The 24,847-nt window shown below is 52.0% G+C and carries 22 protein-coding genes; 14 read left to right on the top strand and 8 right to left on the bottom strand.

What is annotated here, in order from left to right:
- Positions 1-26: 26 nt before the first annotated feature.
- The 7 genes from CAFE_RS13090 to CAFE_RS13120 form a co-directional block, all read right to left on the bottom strand.
- On the bottom strand, positions 27-335 hold the full coding sequence (locus CAFE_RS13090) for a V-type ATP synthase subunit F (RefSeq protein ID WP_066650573.1): 309 nt from the start codon (positions 333-335) through the stop codon (positions 27-29).
- A 26-nt stretch (positions 336-361) separates the two neighbouring features.
- Positions 362-802, bottom strand: a complete 441-nt coding sequence (locus CAFE_RS13095) for an ATP synthase subunit C (RefSeq protein WP_066650572.1) — start codon at positions 800-802, stop codon at positions 362-364.
- Between the two features lie 38 nt (positions 803-840).
- Positions 841-2,793 (bottom strand): V-type ATP synthase subunit I, encoded by a 1,953-nt coding sequence (locus CAFE_RS13100; protein ID WP_066650571.1) that lies wholly within the window; start codon positions 2,791-2,793, stop codon positions 841-843.
- Between the two features lie 23 nt (positions 2,794-2,816).
- Positions 2,817-3,863 carry a V-type ATPase subunit gene (locus CAFE_RS13105; RefSeq protein WP_156990909.1) on the bottom strand — a complete coding sequence of 349 codons (1,047 nt, stop codon included), beginning with the start codon at positions 3,861-3,863 and terminating at the stop codon, positions 2,817-2,819.
- Positions 3,864-3,869: 6 nt separating this feature from the next.
- The gene (locus CAFE_RS13110) at positions 3,870-4,181 is read right to left on the bottom strand and encodes a hypothetical protein (RefSeq protein ID WP_066650569.1); all 312 of its coding nucleotides are present in this window, start codon (positions 4,179-4,181) and stop codon (positions 3,870-3,872) included.
- Positions 4,182-4,389: 208 nt separating this feature from the next.
- Positions 4,390-5,748: a PFL family protein gene (locus tag CAFE_RS13115; RefSeq protein WP_066650568.1), complete on the bottom strand. Its 1,359-nt coding sequence runs from the start codon at positions 5,746-5,748 to the stop codon at positions 4,390-4,392.
- A gap of 32 nt (positions 5,749-5,780) precedes the next feature.
- Positions 5,781-6,050: an ACT domain-containing protein gene (locus CAFE_RS13120; protein WP_066650567.1), complete on the bottom strand. Its 270-nt coding sequence runs from the start codon at positions 6,048-6,050 to the stop codon at positions 5,781-5,783.
- Between the two features lie 207 nt (positions 6,051-6,257).
- Here CAFE_RS13120 and CAFE_RS13125 point away from each other — a divergent pair, with 207 nt between their 5' ends.
- Genes CAFE_RS13125 through ispE form a run of 4 tightly spaced genes read left to right on the top strand, consistent with a single transcriptional unit; the run spans position 6,258 to position 9,621 of the window.
- Positions 6,258-7,070 (top strand): histidinol-phosphatase HisJ family protein, encoded by an 813-nt coding sequence (locus CAFE_RS13125; RefSeq protein ID WP_156990910.1) that lies wholly within the window; start codon positions 6,258-6,260, stop codon positions 7,068-7,070.
- A gap of 32 nt (positions 7,071-7,102) precedes the next feature.
- Positions 7,103-7,588: an Lrp/AsnC family transcriptional regulator gene (locus CAFE_RS13130; RefSeq protein WP_156990911.1), complete on the top strand. Its 486-nt coding sequence runs from the start codon at positions 7,103-7,105 to the stop codon at positions 7,586-7,588.
- Positions 7,584-8,768, top strand: a complete 1,185-nt coding sequence (locus CAFE_RS13135; RefSeq protein ID WP_413814436.1) for an aminotransferase class I/II-fold pyridoxal phosphate-dependent enzyme — start codon at positions 7,584-7,586, stop codon at positions 8,766-8,768. The genes CAFE_RS13130 and CAFE_RS13135 overlap by 5 nt, the downstream gene beginning before the upstream one ends.
- Positions 8,761-9,621, top strand: coding sequence for a 4-(cytidine 5'-diphospho)-2-C-methyl-D-erythritol kinase (ispE, locus tag CAFE_RS13140; protein ID WP_166525141.1), 861 nt, complete (start codon positions 8,761-8,763; stop codon positions 9,619-9,621). The genes CAFE_RS13135 and ispE overlap by 8 nt, the downstream gene beginning before the upstream one ends.
- Before the next feature lie 50 nt (positions 9,622-9,671).
- Here the strand turns inward: ispE and CAFE_RS13145 are convergent, their stop codons facing one another.
- Positions 9,672-10,292 (bottom strand): VanZ family protein, encoded by a 621-nt coding sequence (locus CAFE_RS13145; RefSeq protein ID WP_156990913.1) that lies wholly within the window; start codon positions 10,290-10,292, stop codon positions 9,672-9,674.
- Between the two features lie 111 nt (positions 10,293-10,403).
- Between CAFE_RS13145 and spoIIR the strand changes: the two genes are divergently transcribed.
- The 10 genes from spoIIR to trmFO all read left to right on the top strand — a co-directional run bounded on the left by spoIIR (position 10,404) and on the right by trmFO (position 24,819).
- Positions 10,404-11,006 (top strand): stage II sporulation protein R, encoded by a 603-nt coding sequence (gene spoIIR / locus CAFE_RS13150; RefSeq protein WP_066650562.1) that lies wholly within the window; start codon positions 10,404-10,406, stop codon positions 11,004-11,006.
- 79 nt (positions 11,007-11,085) lie between these two features.
- Positions 11,086-14,424 carry a PD-(D/E)XK nuclease family protein gene (locus tag CAFE_RS13155; RefSeq protein WP_156990914.1) on the top strand — a complete coding sequence of 1,113 codons (3,339 nt, stop codon included), beginning with the start codon at positions 11,086-11,088 and terminating at the stop codon, positions 14,422-14,424.
- On the top strand, positions 14,421-17,972 hold the full coding sequence (gene addA, locus CAFE_RS13160; protein ID WP_156990915.1) for a helicase-exonuclease AddAB subunit AddA: 3,552 nt from the start codon (positions 14,421-14,423) through the stop codon (positions 17,970-17,972). The genes CAFE_RS13155 and addA overlap by 4 nt, the downstream gene beginning before the upstream one ends.
- A 194-nt stretch (positions 17,973-18,166) precedes the next feature.
- On the top strand, positions 18,167-18,706 hold the full coding sequence (gene infC, locus CAFE_RS13165; RefSeq protein ID WP_413814437.1) for a translation initiation factor IF-3: 540 nt from the start codon (positions 18,167-18,169) through the stop codon (positions 18,704-18,706).
- Positions 18,707-18,726: 20 nt separating this feature from the next.
- Positions 18,727-18,924, top strand: a complete 198-nt coding sequence (rpmI, locus tag CAFE_RS13170; RefSeq protein WP_066650556.1) for a 50S ribosomal protein L35 — start codon at positions 18,727-18,729, stop codon at positions 18,922-18,924.
- Between the two features lie 46 nt (positions 18,925-18,970).
- A complete protein-coding gene (gene rplT, locus CAFE_RS13175) occupies positions 18,971-19,324 on the top strand; it encodes a 50S ribosomal protein L20 (RefSeq protein WP_066650555.1) in 354 nt (117 codons plus the stop codon).
- A gap of 63 nt (positions 19,325-19,387) precedes the next feature.
- Positions 19,388-20,203 carry a TrmH family RNA methyltransferase gene (locus CAFE_RS13180; protein WP_156990916.1) on the top strand — a complete coding sequence of 272 codons (816 nt, stop codon included), beginning with the start codon at positions 19,388-19,390 and terminating at the stop codon, positions 20,201-20,203.
- Positions 20,200-21,375, top strand: coding sequence for a DNA-processing protein DprA (gene dprA / locus CAFE_RS13185; RefSeq protein WP_156990917.1), 1,176 nt, complete (start codon positions 20,200-20,202; stop codon positions 21,373-21,375). The genes CAFE_RS13180 and dprA overlap by 4 nt, the downstream gene beginning before the upstream one ends.
- Before the next feature lie 58 nt (positions 21,376-21,433).
- Positions 21,434-23,515, top strand: a complete 2,082-nt coding sequence (gene topA / locus CAFE_RS13190) for a type I DNA topoisomerase (protein ID WP_066650549.1) — start codon at positions 21,434-21,436, stop codon at positions 23,513-23,515.
- The gene (gene trmFO, locus CAFE_RS13195; protein ID WP_066650547.1) at positions 23,512-24,819 is read left to right on the top strand and encodes a methylenetetrahydrofolate--tRNA-(uracil(54)-C(5))-methyltransferase (FADH(2)-oxidizing) TrmFO; all 1,308 of its coding nucleotides are present in this window, start codon (positions 23,512-23,514) and stop codon (positions 24,817-24,819) included. Before topA ends, trmFO begins: the two co-directional genes overlap by 4 nt.
- The last annotated feature ends 28 nt before the right edge of the window (positions 24,820-24,847 follow it).

A 24,847-nucleotide genomic window follows, 5' to 3' on the forward strand; every position in this document is an offset into this window, starting at 1 on the left:
ACCCCCGTTCGACCTAAAAAATTCGACTAAATCTTAACGCCAATCGCTTCACGGACATAACGGGTGATGGAATCCTTGGTCCGCCCGTTTCCATGGCGGTCGGGGATTTCGACAATCAGCGGCCGTTTGCGGTTCAGCTTCAGATTATAAATCATTTCAGAACAGAGGGAAAGCAGGGTCTCGGTAATCAGAACAACCGCAATGTCTTCCTGATCCATCGCTGTCTGAAGAGCCTGCCTGACCTCGTTAGCTTCATGAACAACAACGCCTTCAATGCCAGCAAGGCGCATTCCAACCTGTGTGTCCACGTTGTCGCTGATTACATAAAAGCGCATAAGCCGGCCTCCGTTTCCTAAGCTGGTCAGACCTTATTCAGAATCAGAATAGACATTAACAGTCCGTAGATCGCAATTCCTTCACCAAGAGCAACAAAAATCAGCGCTTTACCAAAGGCCTTCGGATCCTCGCTGGTTGCGCCGATTGCAGCTGGAGCAGAAGCCGCGACGGCGATTCCGCCGCCGATCGCTGCAAGGCCGGTAGAAAGGGCCGCGGCAAGCATCGTGAATCCTGTGGAAGAAGCGGCCGCTTCGGTAGTCTGAGTGGTTTGCGCGGGAGTTGCGTCATTAGACGCCGCATGAGCGACGGCGGGCGCCGCGAAGGTAATCAGGCAGACGGCGGCAAACGCAAGAAGCTGTGCGGCAAGCGCGCTGCGCTTTTTACGGCCGCGCTTAACTGCACGTACGGCAAGAAACGTGGATACCATTAAAAAAATCACCGGCAAAGAAACGATAAGATAATTCATAAATAATTCCTCCTAATGAAAATATGTAGCTAAAAAGGTCAGGTTTCCTGGCGAACGACAACCGGCAGGAAAGGCCGGCCTTCGCCGTCAAAGAACCTGCTGAACATCTCATAAAATTCAAGCCTTAACGCTTGTATGCCTACCAACAGCCCTTCCAGGGCAATAACGAAAATATTGCCGACCAGAACAACCACAGCAAAACCGATGCCTGAAAACATCTCCGCAAGCATGAACACAACCATCATCATCCCGGCGTGAACCAGAACAAATGCACCCACACGAATAAAGCTCATGGTATTTGTCAGAAAGCTCAGCAGAAATTCAAACACTTCAAAGAAATTCTGCATGAGAAAGTCGCTCCATTTTTCGGGTTTCCAGTTCGGCCTGGCTTCAGCAAGGCCGCCGAGAATCTCACGGAAAAACATCGAAATAAGCGGCAGCACGATCAGGCATAAAACATAGGGAAGAGTAACAATTTTAATTCCGAGTAGAATTTGTCCTCCAAAGCCGAACACAATTGACGCATAAAAAATCAAGCCGGCAACTCCGTTCGGCCCGAAGAGCGCGTTTGTGTAATTCTTTCTTCGCAGAGAGGAATAGATGTTGATCAAGATAGCTATCAATACAAGCGAAATACCAAGTGCGACGGAAAACAAAATGATCATATTGGTTGTTTCCGGTTCCATAACGGAAATCGGTTTCTCGCTCAGACCAAACAAAGAATGATATAAAGGATCCAAAAAGTGTTCGAAACCGAAGAAAGAACCGAACAGAACACCAAAGAAAGAAGAGCTGATGCCGCAGGGGATCAGGATTCTTCCCAGCTTCATTTTCATTTTTTTCCACATAATATAGCCTGCTGCCGCCACGCATATTCCCTGGCCGAGATCGGCAAACATAATTCCGAACAGAAAAAAATAGGTAATGGCAACCAGGATTGTCGGGTCAATTTCGTCGTAAGATGGCAGGCCGTAGATTTCCACAAAATATTCAAACGGTCTGAAAAGCTTTTTGTTGTTCAATTCAACAGGAGGGGAATGCATCAGCACTTCCGGCTCCTCCGCTCGGTCAAAGGTACATTTAACCGTCTCCAATTCGTTCATCTGCGCCTGAATTTGGTTTTCTCTATCGGCGGGGATCCAACCGGTTAAAATAAAGTTGTCTCCGTACCTTGCCGCATAGCGGCGGATATTGTAATAAACATATTCTTCCGAGAGCCAGGAATAAACATTTTGAACCATCTGTTTTTCTTTGTTCCACAGCGCGTCAATCTGGCGATTAATCTCAGCTTTTTGGTTTGCCTCGTCGTCGCGCTTGGCTGTCAGCTGACTCAGCGCGGTTTTCATGGTTCCGGTCAGCTCATGCAGACGGGTGCGTTCAAAATACAGACCGGAAAAAATGCGGTCCACTTCGGCAATCCGATCAATCGGCGCGCAGTACATTCCCCAATAACGCTCTTCGTCACGGCTTCCCGGGAAAAAGACAACGTAAGGATTATTTTCGTAGCTTGACAGCTTTTCATAGCTTTCAACCGGAAGGGAACCGAAACGGATTCTGATGAATTTGCAATCACGAAGGTCATCCAGATTAAGATCCAGACCTGAAAAATGCCTGACCTTTTCAATTTCTCTGATGTCTTCCGAAATCTGCCGGTCAATTTCATTCCTCTTTTTTATCAGATCATCAACGGAGGAAGAAAAAGATTTAACATAGGAACGCCAGTTTTTGACGCTTGGCGCAATTTTATCCACCATACGCACGCTCAGTAAATCAACATGCCTGTCGATGGTCTTCAGGGTATCTTCAAGCGTATGCAAAGCGTCCGTATAGGGGTTTTCGTCGTTCAGAGGTATGAATTCCGATGTGTCGGAGTAAAAGGCCAGAGCATTATCCGGATGGAATATGCCGGATTTGCCAAGCATTGTGGTCACTTCGTCCAGTTCGGACATCCTCCCGATCACATTGAGGATTTTTATTTTCACAACGGCCATGCTTATGTCCCCTCTTTCCTTGGTTAGTTATTCACGACAATAAGAAGTTTCCTGATTTCATCCGTTGCCAGCCGATAGCGGATACCCTCGACAATCGTGATAATATCACTGATTTCCGCTTCGCTCGTAAAGATGTAGGAAATCAGTACTACGGAAGGATGTGTTGAAAAGTCAATATAATGGTGGCAGTTGCGGAAGTTCATGCGACGTGGAATTTCTCCGACGTAATCGTGCTCGAATCTCAGCGCCCTTTTGCCTATTTCGGAAGTTTCCAAAATGGATACAATTTTCTCTTCGTCATCGGCTTCAATCATTTTATCCAGAAAATGTTCGCCGAATGTGCCATAGGGGAGAAGAGCATTTTTTATGAATTCCGGATCCGAATGATAAGATATTTTTAGTCTGACAATCCGAGTAAAATTTGTTAGGTCGATATATGATTTCAGAATATCGTTCAACTGTTTGGTTGTCTCGCCCCGTGTGTATCTTTCTATAATACGAAACATGTTGGAATACAGATATGTGTAAAGCGAGCTTTCAATTCCCGTATAATTGATCCAGCCGTTTTCCTCCGGGTGATACGGCTCCAGAATACGGCGGTACTCTGTATGGCTCAATGTGCGGAGAAGGTCGTCAAAACTCCTGATTTTGCTGAGAGACTTCAGGTCAACCTTTGTGTGGCGCGTAAGATAGGAGGGCATGTTGAATAAATACTCCTCAGGCATACCCGCATCCAGCAGAAGAATGACGTGAAGGATCTGTTCAATTTCATTTTTTTCTATAAAATACTGTGAGAAATGTTCTCCGACCGTAATTTCGTAATGGCAAAGGGACGCGTAATCTTCCAGCAGTTTTTGCCTTAGTTTCGCTTCCAACTGTCCGCGGTGAATTTCCGATTCTTCTATGCCGGAAAGGATCTTACCATATACAGTGTTGCTTTTTAAGTAACTCGCAACTTCACTGACCGACTGGCAGGCAAGAAGATCGTTGTAGTTCTGTATGGTCAGCCTTTTTCCGTACATGGCCCGCGCTTTAGAAAGGACGACGTTTGATGACAATTCGGAAAGCATCTCTCCTCACTCTCCTATTACTTTCGCCACGATTTGTTCAACCCACTGATCTCCCTTATCGCGATATAACTCGTCCATCCGATCGGAAAGCCGCTTGCTTTGCTTTTTCTTTTCCACCCATGCCGCCTCGGCGGCTGCGCGTTCCTTCGGCTCGTTTTTCGAGATTCTTCTTCTTGCTTCCTCCAGATATTTTTGGCGGATTTCCTCCCGCTTCTGCTGAATTTCTTTTTCGGAATCCACCTTCTCCTGCTGGGCAGTTTCAGTAATCTGCCGGGCTTTCCGGTCCATGTCAATGATCTGTTTCATCAGATCCTGCATATGGCAATCCCTCCCGTATATTATTATGAACAGGTGATTATCTGTGAGTATGCAAAATCACTTGTACTATTTGAGTGATTTACATTATTATACCATAAACAAGAAATTATTATTGAAGAAATGAAAAAACCGATTCCGAAAAAAGCCGTTTTTATAGAGTTTATCAATAAGAAAATTAGTGAAATTTTGTGAATATTTTGTGAACTGATCAATTTTTCAGACTTTGAATCGGTGCCGGAATCCTACCGCCGCGCAGAATCATTTTCAGCGGGGAATAGCGGTTGACCTCCATGACGGGACCCCCGCCCAACAAGCCGCCGAAATTCAGCTCCTCGCCGGCCTTTTTCCCGATTGCCGGAATCAAACGAACGGCGGTTGTTTTCGAATTTACCATTCCGATGGCCGCCTCATCCGCTATGATGGCGGAAATAATTTCAGAGGGGGTATCGCCCGGTACTGCAATCATATCGAGTCCGACCGAACAGACCGCGGTCATGGCTTCCAGCTTTGTAATACTGAGCGAGCCGCAGCGGGCCGCGTCAATCATGCCGGAGTCTTCCGTGACGGGAATAAAAGCACCGGAAAGGCCGCCAACGTGGGAAGAAGCCATGACACCGCCTTTTTTCACGGCGTCGTTCAGCAGGGCGAGCGCTGCTGTGGTGCCGTGCGCGCCGCAGCTTTCCAGCCCCATTTCTTCCAGAATATGAGCAACGGAATCTCCGATTGCAGGGGTCGGAGCAAGGGATAGATCAATGATTCCAAACGGAACGCATAGTCTCCGCGAGGCTTCCTGTGCGACTAGCTGGCCCATACGGGTCACTTTAAACGCCGTTTTTTTAATTATATTGGCAACTTCATCCATTTTGCAGTCTCCCGCTTTAGCCAAAGCAGCTCGAACGACGCCGGGGCCGGAGACCCCGACGTTAATCACGCAGTCGGGCTCTCCGGGGCCGTGAAACGCTCCTGCCATAAACGGGTTGTCTTCCGGCGCATTGCAGAAAACCACAAGCTTTGCCGCGCCGACGCAGTCCCTTTCAGCGGTTGCCTTGGCGGTTTCCAGAACGACGCGCCCCATTTTTTCAACGGCGTCCATATTGATCCCGGCCTTGGTGGAACCGATATTTACGGAAGAGCATACATACTCCGTTTCACTCAGCGCCTGCGGAATGCTTTCGATCAAAGCGTAGTCGCCGGGTCCGAAGCCCTTGTGAACCAGGGCGGAGTAACCCCCGATAAAATTGACGCCGGTTGTTTTGGCGGCGCGGTCCAGCGCTTTTGCGAAACGAACGGGATTTTTATCGGGGCAGGCCGCCGCAATCATAGCGATCGGCGTCACCGAAATTCTCTTATGGATAATCGGAATTCCATACTCTCTGCTGATGTCTTCGCCGGTCCTGACGAGGTTTCCGGCATACCGGCAGATCTTATCATAAATTTTCTCGCATGCCCGGTTCGCGTCGGGATCAATGCAGTCCAACAGGGAAATCCCCATGGTTATGGTTCTTACGTCAAGATTTTCGTTGTCGATCATTTGAATGGTTTCAAGAATATCTCGGGAATTTATCATGATTGTTTCTCCAGCCTTCCTCCAGAGTCCGCTTAGATGCGGTGCATGGAATTAAAAATGTCTTCGTGCATGACATGGACGGAAAGATTCAGCTCCTTACCGGTCTTTGTCAGCTCTTCGGATAATTCCGGTAAAGGAATTTTGCATTTTGAAATCTCAACCAGCATGATCATGGCAAAAAGGTCCTGAAGAATCGACTGGGTTACTTCGACAACATTCACGTTGTTTTCCGCGCATACGGATGAAACCCGTGCCAGAATTCCAACCATGTCTTTGCCGATTACTGTAATTACGGCCCGCATTTTGTTACCCCCAAACGTGTAATAATATTCAGGATTTTATTATGTGCGGAAACCCCCTTTTTGTCAAGCGACGGTTGACCCGAGGAATGTCAAACTGCTTAAAAAAAGAAAAGGACCATACTTCCAACATGGAGATGATTGATCTAGGATTTCCGAAAGAATTGTGATACTATAAATAATATGAAAAAAAGCGGATTGGAGGAAGTCATGAATATTCAATACATATCAGACTGTCATATCCATACCGATTGTTCTCCGGACGGGACCGATTCCGCCATGATGATGTGTGAAAGCGCGGCTCGCCTCGGGTTCTATGCCGTTACCATCACCGATCATTGTGAGTGCAATCATTATAGGACGGATGGGTATGATAAATCCATTCGTCAGTCCTGCTTTGAATCGAGAAAGGCCGCCGCTGCTTTTCAGGGGCGGCTTCATGTTTTTTCCGGCGTTGAACTGGGCCAGCCCATGCAGAACACGGACGCCGCGGAAGATGCTCTTGGGTGCTTTAATTATGATTTTGTTCTCGCTTCTTTGCATAACATAACGGGGAAAAAAGATTTTTTTGATTTGGATTACTCCGCGGAGAACATTGACGATCTATTAAACAGATACTTTGATGAGATTCTGGAAATGATCGAATGGGGAAAGTTTGATTCCCTTGCGCATTTGACTTACCCTTGGCGTTATCTCGCAGGAGAATTCGGACTGCATATTCACACTGACAGATTTATGGGCAGAATTGACGAGGTTATAAAAACGCTGATTGCAAAAAATATCGCTCTGGAAGTAAACACCTCCGGATTTAGGCAGAGACTTGGGACGTCCATGCCCGATGCTCCGGTGATTCGCCGTTACCGCGAATTGGGCGGCAGGATGATAACCCTTGGCTCCGATGCTCATCGCTGGGCGGATGTCGGCGGCGGAATCGAGCTGGGACTGAAACTTATCCGAAGCGCCGGTTTTCATCACTATGTGGTTTTTACCGGAAGAAAACTCCATTATCTTCCGGTTGAGTAAGTAAGACAGTACGTTTAAGGAGTGTATTAAAAATGGATCGTTTGCTGACTCTTCTGGATGAAAACGCCCGGCTGTCGGTAAAACAGCTCGCCGCAATGCTGGGAAAAACAGAAAATGAAATAGAAGACGAAATCGCGGCTTATGAAAAGGCGGGAATCATCCGCGGCTACAAGGCTCTGATCAACTGGGAGAAAGTCGATAAAAACAAGGCCAGCGCATTGATTGAGCTGCGGGTATCGCCCAAGCGGGAACGGGGATTCGATGAAATTGCAAACAAAATCATGCAGTTCGAAGAGGTGGAAAGCGTCTACCTGATGTCGGGCGGATATGACCTTGCGGTCAAGGTGCACGGCAAAAGCATGCAGGACATCGCCATGTTCGTCATGCGCCGCCTTTCCACGCTGGATTCCGTGCTTTCCACCGCAACCCATTTTATCCTGACCCGGTATAAGGACGGGAACGTCATTCTTAATACGGAGGACGAGAAGGACGAAAGAAGGAGTGTGCTCTGTGATTGATTACGAGCGCATGCTCAACAGCGAAGTAAAAAACATGAAGCCTTCTGGCATACGCCGTTTTTTCGATATTGCAAGCGAGATGGACCATGTGATCTCCCTTTCGATCGGCGAGCCGGATTTTACGACGCCCTGGCACGTTCGCGAGGAAGGGATCCGATCGCTGGAGGACGGTAAAACATGGTACTCCCCCAACCGCGGTTTTCTGGAGCTCAGAGAGGAAATCTGCCGGTTCCTGAAGCGACACTGCCATTTGGATTACGAACCGAAAACGGACATCGTGGTAACGGTCGGCGGCAGTGAAGCGATCGACCTGACGATCCGGAGTCTGATCGAACCCGGGGAAGAGGTTTTGATCCCGGAGCCGAGTTTTGTCTGCTATAAGCCGCTGACCATCGCGTCGCGCGGCGTGCCGGTCGTGCTTGAAACGAAACAGGAGGATCAATTTCGGCTGACGGCGGAGGAACTGAAAAGCAAAATAACGCCGAAGACGAAACTGCTGATTCTGCCGTACCCCAATAATCCGACGGGGGCCGTTATGCGCCGGGAAAATCTTGAGGCGGTCGCAGAGGTTGTGGAGGAACATAATCTTTTTGTCCTTTCGGATGAAATTTACGGGGAGCTTACTTACGGCGATTACCGGCATGTATCTTTTGCGGAGATCGGCGGGATGAAAGAACGGACGGTTCTGGTCAACGGTTTTTCGAAAGCGTTTGCCATGACGGGCTGGCGGCTGGGGTATGCCGCGGGACCGAAAGAAATTATTCGGCAAATGACGAAGCTCCATCAGTTCGGCATTATGAGCGCGCCTACCACCGCGCAGTACGCGGCCATTGAGGCACTGAAAAACGGCGACGGGGATATCATATCGATGCGCGATCAGTACGACCTGCGCAGAAGACTGATTGTCGACGGATTTAACGAAATGGGTCTGAGCTGTTTTGAGCCGGAGGGAGCGTTTTATGTTTTTCCCTGCATCAAAAGCACGGGCCTGTCTTCGGAAGAATTCTGTGAAAAACTGCTTTATTCGGAAAAAGTAGCGGTTGTACCGGGCAATGCGTTCGGCGATTGTGGGGAAGGATATATCCGGGTTTCCTATTCCTATTCCATACGCCATATCACAGAGGCCCTGTCGAGAATCGAACATTTTCTCCGTACAATGCCCGGTGACCGCAATGCCTGATTTTACGGAAAATGCTTACGCGAAGATCAATCTGACACTGGACATTACGGGGAAGCTGCCCGATGGGTATCATACGATCCGGTCGGTTTTCCAGAGTATCACCCTTTCCGACCGTGTTTCGTTAACGGAGACTTCGGACGGGGAAATTCATCTGTCCGGCAGCGTGAAAGAATTGCCCTGCGGAAAAGAGAATACGGTTTATCGCGCTGCTGAAGCATTTTTTCAGGCGACCGGCTTCAAAAATCCCGGCGTTTCTTTTTCCCTTGAAAAACGGATTCCCCGGCAGGCGGGGCTGGGCGGCGGAAGCGCGGACGCCGCGGCGGCGCTCCGGCTTCTGAACCGATCCTGTCATACCGCGCTGAGCGAAGCGGAACTCTCTGAAATCGGGTTGACCGTCGGCGCGGACGTGCCGTTTTGTCTGCTGAACGGAACGGCGCTTGCGGAAGGAATCGGCGAGAAATTGACAAGGCTCCCGCCGCTTCCGCCCTGCCGTATCGTCGTATGCAAGCCGGAAGCCGGTATCGGGACAAAGCAGGCCTATGAAGCATTAGATCGGAGCGGAACCTTTTTCGGCTGCGATACGGACCGGATGCTGGAAGCGCTTCGGCGCGGAGATTTGTCAGAAATTGCGGCGCAAACGGGAAACGCTTTTGAAAAGACCGTCCCTTTGCCGGAAATTAAAAAAATCAAACGGCGAATGCTAGAGGCGGGCGCGGCCGCTGCGTGCATGTCGGGCACCGGTTCGGCGGTATTCGGACTGTTTGATCGGGAAGACCGGGAGAAGAGCTGTGCAGACGATTTGCGGCAAATCTATCCGAATGTGTTTGTCTGCAAGCCGTTTTTTCCCGATTGATGAAGAAGAGGAACTCCGGATTGACCGGGGTTCCTCTTCTCAGTTTTCATTTAAAAAGCTTTTCCGGGGTGCGCGTAATGACGCGCTTTGTGTTTCGGAACCGGAATTTTTTTCAGACCTTCAAAAATCAGATATCCGGTCAGACAGCCGGCGGCGCTTAAAATTGCTTCTGCTATGCTTACGTTTCTGACGGCAGAGCGTGACAGAATGTTTGCAATCAGCTGAAAGGATTCCAAACAGATGCCGCCGAGGAGTGAGACAATCAGCATTTTTCCCAGACGCATTCCGGAGTCTGCGGCGGGAATCAGAATCCCAATCGGGATGAAAAGCAGCAGGTCGCGGAGCAGAGTTGCCAATACGTCGCTGACGCCGAAGGAGGAAATCAGAAAAGGATTCCATTCCGCAGCTTTAAGAGCTTTTGCCGCCGTAGCTGCGTCCGGAACCAGAAAGCTCCGAAACGTCAGGCACTGACCGGTTTGCAGCAGCGCGGCGACGTAAAGGAACAGAAGGGCAATGCTCAGCTTTTGTGCAAGTTCTTTCTTTCGGAAGAATAGGGGCATACAGACACAAGAAAGGACGATTCCCCAAAACAGGGCGGTCGCGATGCCGATCTGTGCCGGAAACAAAAGCTCTTTTGCTCCGATCGCCAGATTAATTAAGGATTCCTGCATTTTTACACTTCCTTTTTTATTATGATCATAGCAAAAATATTTTAAAGAAAAAAGAATAAAATGGGAAATTTTGGACAATGCTCCTTTTGCAAATCAAAAAGGAGCTGTTTTATGAAAATATTTGGAAAAGCGCTGTGCCTGGCATTCGTGATTGCCGTATTACTTAATTTCACAGGATTTACAGCCGGATGCGAACAAATTCCTTCTCAGGTTCTTCGGCTGCATGTTCTTGCAAATTCCGATACACAGGAAGACCAAAGCCTGAAATTGAAGGTTCGCGACCGGATTCTTCAGGAGAGCGCCGGAATGCTGGATGATGTTCACAACCGCAATGAGGCGGAAAAGGCCGTAAGGCAAAGACTTCCGCTTTTAAAAAAAGCCGCGCAGAACGAAATCAAAAAGCTGGGATATGATTACCCTGTGGAGGCGAAACTTGCGAAAACATATTTTACAACCCGAACCTATGGGGACGTAACCCTGCCGGCGGGTGAATATGACGCGCTGGAAATCACCATCGGCTCCGGAAAGGGCCACAACTGGTGGTGCGTTATTTTCCCGCAGCTCTGTCTGCCCGCGGCGCAGGACAAAAAGCAGCTGGAGGATGTTCTGAATCCGACGGAGCTGAAAATCGTCAGGGACGGCGGCGGATATCAGATCAAATTTAAAACCGTCGAATATTACGAACAGCTCAAGCAGTGGCTGGAGCAGCGATAACCGAATTCCGAAAATTCAGCCGGCCTTTTTTCACGCGGCGTTTTATGCTATACTTTCTCAAAAGGGAGTGGGGCGTAAAATGCTGCGTTTTGTTTTGGGCCGCGCCGGCAGCGGGAAAACACAGGCCGTCCGGAATAAACTGAAAAATCTGGCGCAAACGGGGGAAGAACGGCTGATGCTGCTTGTGCCGGAACAGGCTTCGTTTGAAAACGAGCGCGCAATGCTCCGGCTTCTGGGGCCGGTTCTCGCCCGCCGCGTGACCGTAACCAGCTTTTCACGGCTCACGGACGAGGTCCTGCGGGGCTGCGGCGGCTTCGCCGGGCGGCGGCTCGACGACGGCGGACGGAGTATTTTTATGAGTCTCGCGCTGGAGCAGGTCAAAGATCAGCTGGATGTCTATCGGAAGAATTCGGAAAGCACCGAACTGATCGGACTTCTTCTCAGCGCATGCGCCGAATTCAAGATGTGCGCGGTTACGCCGCGCGACTTGTCCGCCGCCGCGGAGCGGATGCGGGACGGTACGCTGAAACGGAAAATATCGGAACTGTCCCTGATCTTTTCCGCTTACGACGCGCTGGTGTCGCAAAGCTTCGTCGATCCGCTCGATGATCTGACAAGGCTGAAAAACGCCCTGAGCGAACACAGCTATTTTTCGGACTATACCGTCATGGTGGATTCGTTTCAGAGCTTTACCGTGCAGGAGTACGACGTATTATCCCTGATTTTGCGCCAGGCAAAAGAGGTTTGCGTCGCCCTTTGCACGGATCGTCTCGACGATCCGGAATGCGGGGCGGGCCTGTTTTCCCTGATTCGCAGAACCGCGAAAATTTTAGTCAGAATCGCAAGGCAAAACGGAGTTCCGGTTGCGGCCCCAAATGTTTTGGAGGGCGGCGCGCGGTTTCAGAGCGAAGACCTGAAAGCGCTGGAAGGCGGAATCTATCGTCCGGCCCATCAGGAACCGTTTTTAGGGGAAAGTAAAGCGGTCGCCGTTTACGAGGCGAAGAACAGCTATGATGAATCGGCGTTTGTCGCCGCTACCGTCCGGCGCCTTGTGATTGACGAAGGATACCGTTACCGGGATTTTGCGGTGATTGCAAGAAATCCCGAATCTTACCGGGGAATTCTGGACGAAGCGCTTGAAAAATGGGAAATTCCATATTTTATGGACAGGCCGGAGGAAATCGACGCGGAACCGCTGATGCGGTTGGTTCTATCCGCGTTTCAGATTACGCAGAACGGATTTCGCTCCGACGATATTCTGCTCTACCTAAAAACCGGGCTGTGCGGCCTTTCACCGGATCAGATTTCTCTGCTGGAAAACTATACGTTTTTATGGAGCATCTCCGGCCGTAAATGGCTGGAGGAATGGACGGACAGCCCGGAGGGTTTCGCTGAGCGAAAGCCGGGTGATCCGGCAATGCTTTCCGAGATCAACCGACTTCGGAGCATGGTCGTCGAACCCCTGAAGCATTTTTTTGAAAGGACGGAGGACGCGGACGGAACATCGATTGCTGCGGCTGTGTTCCGCTTGCTTGAGGAACTGGGCGCGGCTGAAAATCTAAAACAGTTTGCCGGTCAGCTGTCGGATGGCGGGGATCCGGCGCTGGCGGACCGGGAACTGCGCATCTGGGATCTGCTGATGGAAATTTTGGATCAGACGGCTTTGGTAATCGGAAAAAATAAAATTTCCGCAGCACGTTACGCCGAACTGCTGCGGCTGGTTATCCTGTCCAGCCGCATTGCAAGCATTCCGCAGGGGCTGGACGAGGTAACCGTCGGCGCCGCGGACCGTTCGCGCCCAGAAGAACCGAAAATCGTTTTTCTGGTCGGATGCGCGCAGGGCGAATTTCCCCTGTCGCCCGGCGAGGGGGGGCTCATCAGCGACAGGGAACGCCATGAGCTCATCAACCTGGGATTGGAGCTGAACGACACGGCGGAGGGCGCCGCGATCCAGGAACGATTTCTTGCCTATTCTTCCATGTGCGCCGCTTCCCGGAAGCTTTATCTCAGCTATCCGGTTTCCGATGCGGAAGGAAAGGCGAATTCTCCCTCCACAGTTATAACGGAGGCGCTGGCTGTTCTGCCGAAAGCGGAACGGTGGAACGAGCTTTTGCTCGAACAGACGTATTTTGCCTCGGCACGGGGGCCTTTGCTGGAACTAGCGGCACAGAGATGGAGTACGAACGACAGGCTGTCCGCCACCTTGAAAGAGCTTATGAATCGTTACGGGAAGGACCGGCGGCTGGCCTCGGTCGCCAACGCGGCGGAAAAACGGCCTTTCCTGTTCGGGGATGCGGACAAGGCCCGCGACCTTTTCGGCTCGGATCTCCGCGTTTCGGCGACACAGATTGAAAAATACCATTTGTGCCGCTTTCAGTACTTTTGCCGCTACGGAATCGACGCCCGCGAACGGAAAACCGCCGAACTCAACGCGCTGGAATACGGCAGTTTCATGCATTACCTGCTTCAAAGACTGTTTCAGGAAATCGGAAGCGAAGCTATTTTCAATCTTGACGACGACGGGCTTCGAGCCGCCATTCTGAATTTTATGGACGATTATGTAAAAACCAGGTTCGGCGGCCTTTCCAACAAAACCCCGCGATTTACATATCTGATCACCCGGATTGCCGATTCCGCGGGGATCATTGCCCGCCGTATCGCGCAGGAGCTGTCGCAGAGCGGGTTTGAACCCGTTGACTTTGAACTCCCGATCGGCGAAACGGTGCCGGCTTTGGAAATTCCTCTTCCCCATGGAGGAAAAGTAAGCATCGACGGAAAAATTGACCGCGTCGACGTGATGACCCGCGGCGGGACTTCCTACCTGAGAGTTGTGGATTACAAAACCGGACAGAAGGAATTCCGCCTTTCAGACGTTATTTACGGAATGAATCTGCAGATGCTGATTTACCTTGCCGCACTGTGTGAGAACGGAAAGGGGCGGTACGGTGAAATTCTTCCCGCCGGCGTTCTGTATATGCCCGCAAACCGTCCGTCGCCGTCTGCGGAGCGGGGGACCGCAAGCGATAAATTGAAAAAGGAATCGGACAGGCAGCTTCGGATGGACGGTCTGATTTTGAACGACGCGGACATCGTTGCCGCAATGGAGCCGGACGGAAAGGGCGCTTTTATTCCGGTGACCTTAAAGGACGGAGTTCCGTCGGGCAGCGGTCATTTGGTCACGGATCGGGAACTGAAACAGATTCTTCGATATATCCGCGGCCTGATTGAAACAATGGCGGCCGAGCTAAAGCGGGGGAATGTGTCCGCTGTTCCGCTGTCCGGCGGATATGATGCCTGCGCCTGGTGCCCTTACGGGGCGGTCTGCGGCCATGAGAGAGACGACCCGGAGCGTGAAATGCAGAAATGGGACCGCGACGCCGTGCTGGCGGAGCTTTCGAAAAGGGGTAAGACGACATGAGCAGAAACTGGACGCAAGGCCAGAAGAACGCGATTTACGCGCGCGGCGGAACCCTTCTGGTTTCCGCCGCCGCCGGCTCCGGCAAAACAGCCGTCCTGGTCCAGCGCGTTATTGAGCGAATAGTCGACCCGGTCAGCCCGATCGACGCGGACAGGCTGCTGATCGTCACGTTTACAAAAGCCGCCGCCGCGGAAATGAGCGGCCGCATCGCCGCGGAAATCGCCCGGATGTTGGAAAAGGATCCCGGAAACGTCCGGCTTCAGCGCCAGCAGATTCTGCTTTCCCGCGCGAAAATCGGAACAATCGACTCCTTTTGCAGCGATCTGGTGCGCGAGAATTTCTTTAAACTGGGAATTGCGCCGGATTTTCGGATTTTGGACGACGGGGAAATGACCGTTCTGCGCGCTCAAATCATTTCGGACACGCTGGACGAATTCTACGAAGCGGCGAAACCCGAGTTTTTTGATTTTGTCGAGGAGTTTTCATCCGGGCGGGATGACGGCCGCATCGCCGAAACGGTGAACCGTTTGTACGATTTTGTACGTTCCCATCCGTTTCCGGACCGCTGGCTTTCGGAAAAGTCGGCCTTGTACGACGATTCGGTCCCCCCGGGAGAATCCGTCTGGGGACGTGCGATTCTTTCCTATGCGGAAGAAGCGGTGGAGTACGGAATTTCGGTTACCGGAAATTCCCTTGCCCGCATGAGCGGCGACGAGGAGCTCGACGCCGCATATTCCGACGCCTGCCGGTCGGATCTTGCAAACCTGCTGAGTTTAAAAGAATGCGTTTTGTCCGGCGACTGGGACCTTTGCTCTCTCCGCTGCGCCGGGTTTTCCTTTCCTAAATTCAAGCCGGTCCGGGGCCGCTCGGAGGATCCTCTCAAAAATTCAATTTCTAATGCGCGAAAAGAAATCAAGTCCTTGGTCGGCCGCCTTACGGTTCTGTTTTCCGGCTCCGGGGAGGAGTGGACGAAGGAAATGTCACGGCTTGCCCCGGCCGTGCGCATGCTGTTTCGTGTTACGGAGCGGTTCGGCTCTCTGCTGGCGCAGAGAAAAGCGGAGCGCCGCGCGGCGGATTTCAGCGATTTGGAGCATTGGGCGCTGAAGCTCCTGGTTCGCGCCGCAGAAGACGGATTCGAGCGGACTCCGGACGCGCTGGAGATTTCCGAGCAGTATGAAGAGATTATGGTGGACGAATATCAGGACACCAACGAAGCACAGGACATGATTTTCCGCGCGATTTCCCGCAACGAAACCAATTTGTTCCTGGTCGGGGACGTCAAGCAAAGCATTTACCGGTTCCGGCAGGCGATGCCTCAGATCTTTTTAAAGCGGCGCGCGGCTTTGCCGGATTACGACCCGGAGAATGAAACGTTTCCCGCCTGCGTGATTCTCGACCGCAATTTCAGAAGCAGAAGCGGGGTAACGGGGGCGGTTAATTTCGTTTTCCGGCAGCTGATGAGCAAAAAGGCGGGCGAGCTGGATTACACAAAGTCGGAGGAGCTGGTTCCCGGCGCCGATTATCCTCCCCAGAAGGAGCCGGCGGCCGATCTGGAAATCATCGATCTTTCCGGAACGGAATTCCGGAAAGACTCCGACATGATCCGTGCGGAATGCCTGCGCATCGCGGAACTGATCTATTCCATGACGGACGGTTCGCATACCGTAACGGACCGCGGCAGGCAAAGGCCGGCGGTTTACCGGGATTTCTGCATTCTGCTCCGCAGCGCCAACCGATATGCGCACGAATACGCAAGGGAGCTTTCGGCACTTGGAATTCCGGCGTGGGCCGATACGGTGGGCGGATTCTTCACCGCCAGCGAAATCCGCACCGCCCTGTCGCTGCTTCAGGTGATCGACAATCCGATGCAGGATATTCCGTTGCTTGCGGTTATGATGAGCCCGATTTACGGCTTTTCGCCGGACGATGTCTCTGAAATCAGGCTGCATGACCGCGCGGGCCGTCTTTATCCCGCGGTTGCTTCGTCTGCGCGGGCCGGAAACCGGAAAGCCGCCGAATTTCTTGAAGAGATCAAGCGTTTTCGGACTTTGTCCGCAACCATGCCCTCAGACCGGCTGATCCGAACCGTTTACAACTCAACGGGCCTTTCGGATCTGGTTCAGGCCATGCCGAACGGAGAACTGCGGCTGGCGAATCTTCGCCTGCTGCTGACCTACGCCCGAAAATACGAATCATCCGGTTACAACGGGTTATCCGGTTTTCTCCGCTTTATCGAACGCATGCAGAAAAGCCGCGCGGACCTTTCCGCGGCTTCTACCATCAGCGAATCGGCCAATGTGGTGCGAATTATGAGCGTGCACCACTCGAAAGGGCTGGAATTTCCGATTTGCATTCTGGCCGGCTGTTCGCGCAGCTTTCATCGGGAGCGCTCGGACGTTCTGCTGCATCCGGAACTCGGCCCCGGCATTCGGCTAAAGGATCCGGCCACCGGCGCCCGTTGTTCCACAATGGTTAGGGAAGCCGTTGGGTTGGAGCAGGAGCGGGATGAAATGAGTGAGGAGCTGCGCGTGCTTTATGTCGCGATGACGCGCGCGAAAGAGAAACTGATTCTGGTCACAACGCTCGCGGACGCCGGCGGAACTCTTGCTTCCCTTGCTTCCCGGGTAACGGGCGGGGCTCGGATTCAGCCCTACGTTGTGCGCGGCGCGTCCTGCATTTCAGACTGGCTGCTGCTTTGCGCTCTTCGCCATCCGGACGGCGGCTCTCTTCGTGAGATTGCCGGTGCGTCCGACGAAATCACAGTGGGGGACGGGGAGCATTGGGCGATTCATGTAACCCATCCGCGGGCGGAGGAATCCGCGGAGCCGAAAATTACAGAGAAGTCCGAAGCTGCGGCAGATTCCGCTTTGCTTGACAGACTGGAGGCAGATCTGAATTATTCCTATCCGTATTCCGGACTGAACGGCATGTGCGCGAAGGTTGCCGCGTCCGAGCTGGCCGCCGGGAAATTCTCCGCCCGGTACTCGGCGTCCGCCCGTCCCGCGTTTCTGGGCGAAACCGGCCTGACTCCCGCGGAGCGCGGCACGGCGCTGCACGCCTATCTTCAGTTTGCGGATTACGAAAAGGCGGCGGCCGCTCCCGACGGGGAGCTTTCCAGACTGGTGCGGGAAGGTTACCTGACCTCCTCGCAGGCTCAGGCGGTTGACCTGAAGGCTGTTCAAACATTTTTGCAAAGCAGGGTCGCAAAGAGGATGCTTGCCTCTGCCCGCATGGAACGCGAGTTTCGCTTCACTGTGGAGATACCGGCGGGAGAGGTGCGCCAGGAACTGGACGCGAAATTGTCAAAAGAATCTGTGATTCTGCAGGGCGCGGCGGACTGCGTGTTCGAGGAACCGGACGGCCTTGTGATCGTTGATTATAAGACGGACCGCACGGGAGACCCGGAGGAGCTTTGGCGGCGATACGAGGAACAGCTGGATTGGTACCGGCGCGCATTGGAGCTTTGTACGGGGAAAAGGGTAAAGCAATGCATGCTTTACTCGTTTGCCATCGGAGCGGAAATTACGGGTACGGGAAATAATTCTTGACAAAAGCGGCGGGTGTCTTTATAATAAATAACTGTAAAACAAAGCGGGATACACTCTGAACAGTTGTATTTCCACCTGTGGGGTATTGTCCGTCACGGGTCAATACGTTTGATTGTTCCTTTCGGAGCAAAACTTGGTATTGATGCGCGGGCGGATGGTTGTGCCCGCGCTTTTATTATTATTTATTGATTGACGTGTTATGGAGGTGCTTAACTATTAGCAACAAGGAACTTCAGGTTAACGAACAAATCCGCGACAGGCAGGTGCGGTTAATCGGTTCGGACGGCAGCCAGCTCGGCCTGATGTCATCCGCGCAGGCCCTGCAGAAAGCCATGGAAATGAATCTGGACCTGGTGAAGATTGCTCCTCAGGCCAGTCCGCCGGTCTGTAAGATCATTGATTACGGCAAATTCAGATTTGAGCAGGCCAAACGTGAAAAGGAAGCCAGAAAAAATCAGCATATCGTTGATATTAAGGAAATTCGTCTTTCGCTGAATATTGATGTTCACGACTTCCATACGAAGCTCGGCCATGCGGAGAAATTTCTGAAAAGCGGAGACAAGGTAAAGGCTTCTATTCGTTTTCGCGGACGCGAGATGGGCCATCCGGAACAGGGCTATGAAATTATGAAACGCTTTGCCGAGGCTCTGAGTGAAATTGCAAACGTTGAAAAACCGCCTAAGCTGGAAGGACGCAACATGTTGATGTTCCTTGCTTCCAAACCCGTTAAGTAAAGTTTTAAGGAGGGGCAGTCATGCCTAAAATCAAAACACATACCGGCGCAAAAAAGCGCTTTAAGCTGTCCAAAAACGGTAAAGTTATCCGCGCTCATGCCAATAAATCGCACATTCTCAATAAAAAGTCCACAAAGCGCAAACGCGGTCTGCGCAAGACGGTTTCCGCCGACAAGACGAATGTGGCAAGCATTAAAAAGCTGATTCCCTATAAGTAAAGACTGCTTGGAAAATGGAAATTGACCATTTATTGGAGGTAATAGAATGGCACGTGTTAAGGGCGCATTGATGACGCGCAAAAGAAGAAAAAAGACGTTAAAACTCGCAAAGGGTTATTTCGGTTCCAAGAGCCGTCATTTTAAAATGGCGAAACAGGCCGTCATGAAGTCCGGCAACTATGCGTTTATCGGACGCAAGGCCAGAAAAAGGGACTTTCGCCGTCTGTGGATTACCAGAATCTCGGCTGCCTGCCGGGCAAACGGCGTCAGCTACTCCATGTTCATGAACGGACTGAAAAAAGCCGGCGTTGCGCTGAACCGCAAAATGCTTGCTGAAATCGCCGTTGCGGATGAGGCTGCGTTTAAGAGTCTGGTTGAAAAAGCAAAATCCGCTGTTTAAATAATCACTTACTGCGCCCGGTTGGTTCCGGGCGCTCATTTTATCCGTTGGGAGTTCTTGCGAATGCCCGAAATAATTTTGAGCCGCAGAAATGAAATCATTCAATCGGCAATACGGCTTTCCGGTTCCGCGGATTACCGCAGAGAACGCGGACTGTATTTTCTGGAAGGCGCGCGGCTTTGTTCGGACGCGGCATGCAGCGGCGTTGCGGTGCAAAAACTGCTTTATACGGAACGCGCCGGGGAGAAATACGCGAAGTATCTGTCCTCCGTTCTGAAAACCGCGCGGGAGGTTTATCTTGTCGGCCCGCAGGCAGCGCAGGCGCTGTCCTGTACAAAGTCGCCTCAGGGTATTTTCTGCGTTTGTGAAATGCCGCGGAAAATTCAGCATATTGCCGATCTAAACAGGAGCGGTCCGTATCTCGCACTCGAAAATTTGCAGGATCCCGCTAATATGGGAACGATTCTCCGTACGGCGGAAGCTCTTGGGGTTTACGGGGTCATATTGGGTGGAAGCTGTTGCGATATATATTCTCCAAAGGTGCTTCGCGCATCGATGGGGGCTGTATTTCGTATGCCTGTTTTTGTGGAAGAAAATTTGCCCTCGGCGTTTTTGGGGCTGAACCGCCGGGGCTTTCTCACCGCTGCGGCGGTTCCGGATTCGGACGCTCTGCCCGTGACAAAAATGAATTTTTCCGTTCCGTGCGTGCTTACGGTCGGAAACGAGGGCAACGGGCTGACGGAGGAAACCCGAAAGGCGTGTTCCGTTCAGGTTACCATTCCTATGCTGGGAAGAGCGGAATCCCTGAACGCGTCCGCTGCTGCGGCCGTTTTGATTTGGGAAATGATGAGGAACCGGGCGGGAGGCGCTGGTTTATGAGTGATTTTGACCCGAGAGCATATTGGCTGTGGCTGCAGCATGCCCTTGGAGCGGGCAGCTCCAAGCCAAACCGCGTTCTGGAGGGCTGGAATAATCTGGAGGAATTTTATTGCGGAGGCCGGGAAGCATGGCTGTTGGAAGGCTACTTCACGGCGAAAGAACTCCGCGGCATGGAGTCATACTCCGTTTCCGACGCGCAGGCGCTTTTACGGTACTGCGATCAAATAGGGCAGAAGGTCGTCACCCCGGACTGCGATGAATATCCGGCTCAGCTGCGGCAGATTCACAATCCGCCGTGCGCGCTTTATTATAAGGGAGCTCTTCCCGATTTCAGCAGAGAACCTGCAATCTCGATTGTCGGAACCAGAAAGGCTACGCAAACCGGAAAAACGATTGCCCGAAGCTTCGCCTATGAGCTTGCGAAAAATGATGTGATCATCGTCAGCGGCGGCGCGCTTGGCATTGATACGGCGGCGCATCAGGGGGCGCTTCAGGCGGGCGGAAAAACCGCTTGCATTCTTGGCTGCGGCATCGATACGGCGTATCTGGCGGCAAATGCCGCCCTGCGGGATACCATTGCGGTCAAAGGCGTGCTGATTTCCGAATTTCCACCGCAGACACAGGCGTCCGGATCGAATTTTCCCATCCGCAACCGAATTATCTCGGGGCTTTCTCTCGGCACTCTTGTCGTTGAGGCCGCGGCAAGGAGCGGATCTTTGATTACGGCGGATTACGCTCTGGAACAGGGGCGCGATGTTTTTGCCGTCCCGGCAGGTATTTTCAGCCCTGTTTCGGCGGGAGTCAACAGCCTGATTAAGTCCGGAGCAAAGCCTGTCAGCGGGGCAAAAGAGATCCTTGAAGAATATCCTGAATGGATAAAAAGTAAATTTTTTCTTGACGATACAAAAACAAATGTTATTATAGAAGAGAATGGCGCGAAATGCGATTCTTTCAAAGAAGATAAAAAGCAGAAGGAAATCTGTGCGGATAAATTTTCACCGGATGCGCAAATACTATTGTCCGGCTTAACAGACAGGCCGCGTCAGATTGCCGAATTGTCTGAAAGTACACAGATACCGGCTGCGCGGCTCCTTTCCGCCGTGACCGAATTGGAATTGGAAGGCGTAATTGAATCCCATTCAGGCCGCAGATACAGCCTGCGTCGCTCGTAGTTTTCCTCTGCATTCTTTGGGATGAGACAGAAAATGCTTAATAATAAGAGGTGGTTTTATGTCCAAGCTGGTGATCGTTGAATCCCCGGCAAAAGCAAAAACAATTAAAAAATATCTGGGAACCGGTTTTGATGTCGTTGCTTCCATGGGGCATGTGCGCGATCTGCCCGAAAATCGGTTGAGCGTAGATATAAAAAATAAATTTAAGCCAAAATACGAGATTATTAAAGGTAAGGAAAAACTGGTTCAGGACCTGAAGGATCTTGCTGAAAAAAGCGATTCCATCCTGCTTGCCACCGACCCCGATCGGGAGGGAGAGGCGATTTCGTGGCATTTGGCATATATTCTTGGCCTTGATATGGACCAGAAAAACCGGGTTACTTTTAATGAAATTACAAAAACCGGCGTTACGAACGGAATGCAGAATCCGAGAAACATTGACATTGACTTGGTGAACGCACAGCAGGCCCGCCGGATTTTGGACCGGTTGGTCGGTTACAAGCTCAGCCCGTTCCTGTCCCAGAAAATCAGGCGCGGTCTCTCCGCCGGACGTGTGCAGTCGGTTGCGGTTCGAATCATTGTGGACAGGGAAAACGAGATCCGCAGTTTTGTTCCGGAAGAATACTGGACGATCGACGCGAAGTTTATCCCCAAGGGCTCCCGCAAAATTTTTGCCGCAAGTTTTTACGGCGACACAAACGGCAAAATGAAAATCTCCAGCGAAGAGGAATCCAACCGGATTCTGGAAGATCTGAAGGACGCCGATTTTAACATTGTTAAAGTGAAAAAGGGAACACGACGCAAATCTCCGGCCCCTCCGTTTATCACTTCAACGCTCCAGCAGGAAGCCTCGCGCAGGCTTGGCTTTCAGGCGAGAAGAACGATGAAGGCGGCGCAGGAGCTGTACGAAGGCGTGGAAGTCCCGGGACTCGGAGCGGTCGGTCTGATCACTTACATGAGGACGGACTCCCTTCGCATCTCGGAAGACGCCATTCATGAAGCAAGTGATTATATCCGTGAGCGATGGGGCGACAAATATCTTCCGGATGCCCCCCGCCACTTTAAATCCAGAGCCAACGCGCAGGACGGTCACGAGGCGATTCGCCCTTCCATGCCGTCCCTTCCGCCGGAAAAAGTCAAGGAAAGCCTGTCCTCCGACCAGTATAAGCTTTACAAACTGATTTGGGAACGCTTTCTGGCAAGCCAGATGTCAAACTGCCTGCAGAGTACCACGCAGGCCGAGATTCAGGCGAAGAATTACATCTTTAAAGCGTCCGGGTTTACCGTAACGTTCGACGGCTTTACCGTGCTTTACGAAGAGGCGAAGGACGAAAAGGACGAAGCCGGAGTTTCGCTGCCGCCCCTGGAGAACGGAATGCCGTTGAAATTGAAAGAGATTGCGGGCAGTCAGCATTTTACACAGCCGCCCCCGCGTTTTACGGAAGCGTCGCTGATTAAGGCGCTGGAGGAAAACGGGATCGGCCGCCCGTCCACTTATGCCGCGACGATTTCAACCATAACGGGAAGGGAATATGTGGTAAGGGACGGGAAAGCCCTGAAGCCGACCGAGCTGGGCGAAACCGTAACCAACCTGATGAAAGAGCGATTCCCTAAAATCGTAAACATCAAATTCACCGCGCAGGTGGAAAGCAATCTTGACGAGGTTCAAAGCGGCAAAACAAATTGGGTGGAAACCCTTGAAGATTTCTACGGGGACTTCGACCAAACGCTGAAGACCGCGAAAGAGGAGATGCAGGGGGTCAAAATCCAGCTCAAGGAGGATGTGACCGACGTCATCTGTGAAAAATGCGGGCGGCATATGGTCATTAAAAACGGCCGTTACGGTAAATTCCTTGCTTGCCCCGGATATCCGGAATGCAAAAATGTAAAAAAATACGTGCAGGAAACCGGCGCGGAATGCCCGAAGTGCGGCGGTAAAGTCATTGTGAAAAAGACAAAAAAAGGCCGCGTTTTTTACGGCTGCTCCAATTACCCGAACTGCGATTTCGTTTCGTGGGACGAACCCTCCAAGGAAAAGTGCCCAAGGTGCGGCAAGACCCTCCTGAAGAAAAAAGGGAAGAATCCAAAGCTGTACTGTGTCACGCCTGACTGCGGTTTTGAAAAGACGGAGGAAGAATGAGGATCCGGGTAGTCGGCGCCGGCCTTGCCGGCTGCGAGGCGGCGTGGAAAATTGCCGAGGCCGGAATTCCCGTTGAGCTTTATGAAATGAAGCCGCTTCGCTTTTCGCCCGCGCACCACAGCGAAAACTTCGCGGAATTGGTCTGTTCCAATTCCCTGAAAGCCGAGAGGACGGAAAGCGCCGCGGGCCTATTAAAGGCTGAAATGAAAAGGCTCGGCTCTTTGCTTTTGTCCTGCGTGGATTCCTGCCGTGTTCCCGCCGGCGGCGCGCTTGCGGTTGACCGCGACCTTTTTGCACGGAAGGTGACGGAAAAAGTCGTATCCCATCCGATGATTCAGATTCGCCGGGAAGAAGTGAACGAAATCCCGGCGGATGGAATCGCGGTCATTGCAACAGGACCTTTAACCTCCGATGCGCTGGCCGGAAAGATATCCGCTTTATGCGACGGGAGTCTGAGCTTTTTTGACGCGGCCGCACCGATTGTAACGGCGGAAAGCCTGAATAAGGAGCGGATTTTCGCTGCCTCCCGCTATGAAAGGGGAGACGACGCCGCATACCTGAACTGCCCGATGAACCGTGAGGAGTACGAACGGTTTTATGAGGAACTGGTCCATGCCCAACGCGCCCCGCTCCATGAATTCGACGCGGCCGACCCGAAGGTCTACGAGGGCTGCATGCCGGTGGAGATTATGGCGCGCCGGGGGCCGGATACCATCCGGTTCGGACCGATGAAGCCGGTTGGCCTGCGGGATCCCATGACCGGGCACCGCCCGTGGGCCGTGCTTCAGCTTCGGCAGGAAAACGAATCCGGGACCTTGTATAATCTGGTGGGGTTTCAGACCAATCTGAAATTTGCGGAACAAAAACGCGTGTTTGGAATGATTCCCGGACTGGAGCATGCAGAATACGCGCGGTACGGGGTGATGCACCGCAATACGTTTCTGAATTCTCCGACGGTTCTGTCGTCCGGTTTTGCTTTCAGAAAGAATCCGGACTTGTTTTTCGCGGGACAGATCACGGGTGTGGAGGGATACATGGAATCCGCCGCTTCCGGGATCATGGCCGGAATGAACGCGGTTCGGCGACAGCGCGGCAAGTCTCCCCTCGTATTGCCGGAAACAACCATGATCGGTGCTCTGAGCCGCTACGTTGAATCCGGTGGAGCCGGTGATTTTCAGCCGATGGGGGCTAATTTCGGCGTGATTCCTCCGCTTCCGGAAAAAATCCGGGACAAGCGGGAACGCTACGCTGCTTTGGCTGCCCGGGCGCTGGAAGACCTGGACCGGGCTCTGACCGAAAAATAAAATATGCTCATTTGAATCGAGGTGCTGG

Origin of the sequence: Caproicibacter fermentans (assembly GCF_009746625.1) — a bacterium.
GTDB lineage: Bacteria > Bacillota > Clostridia > Oscillospirales > Acutalibacteraceae > Caproicibacter > Caproicibacter fermentans.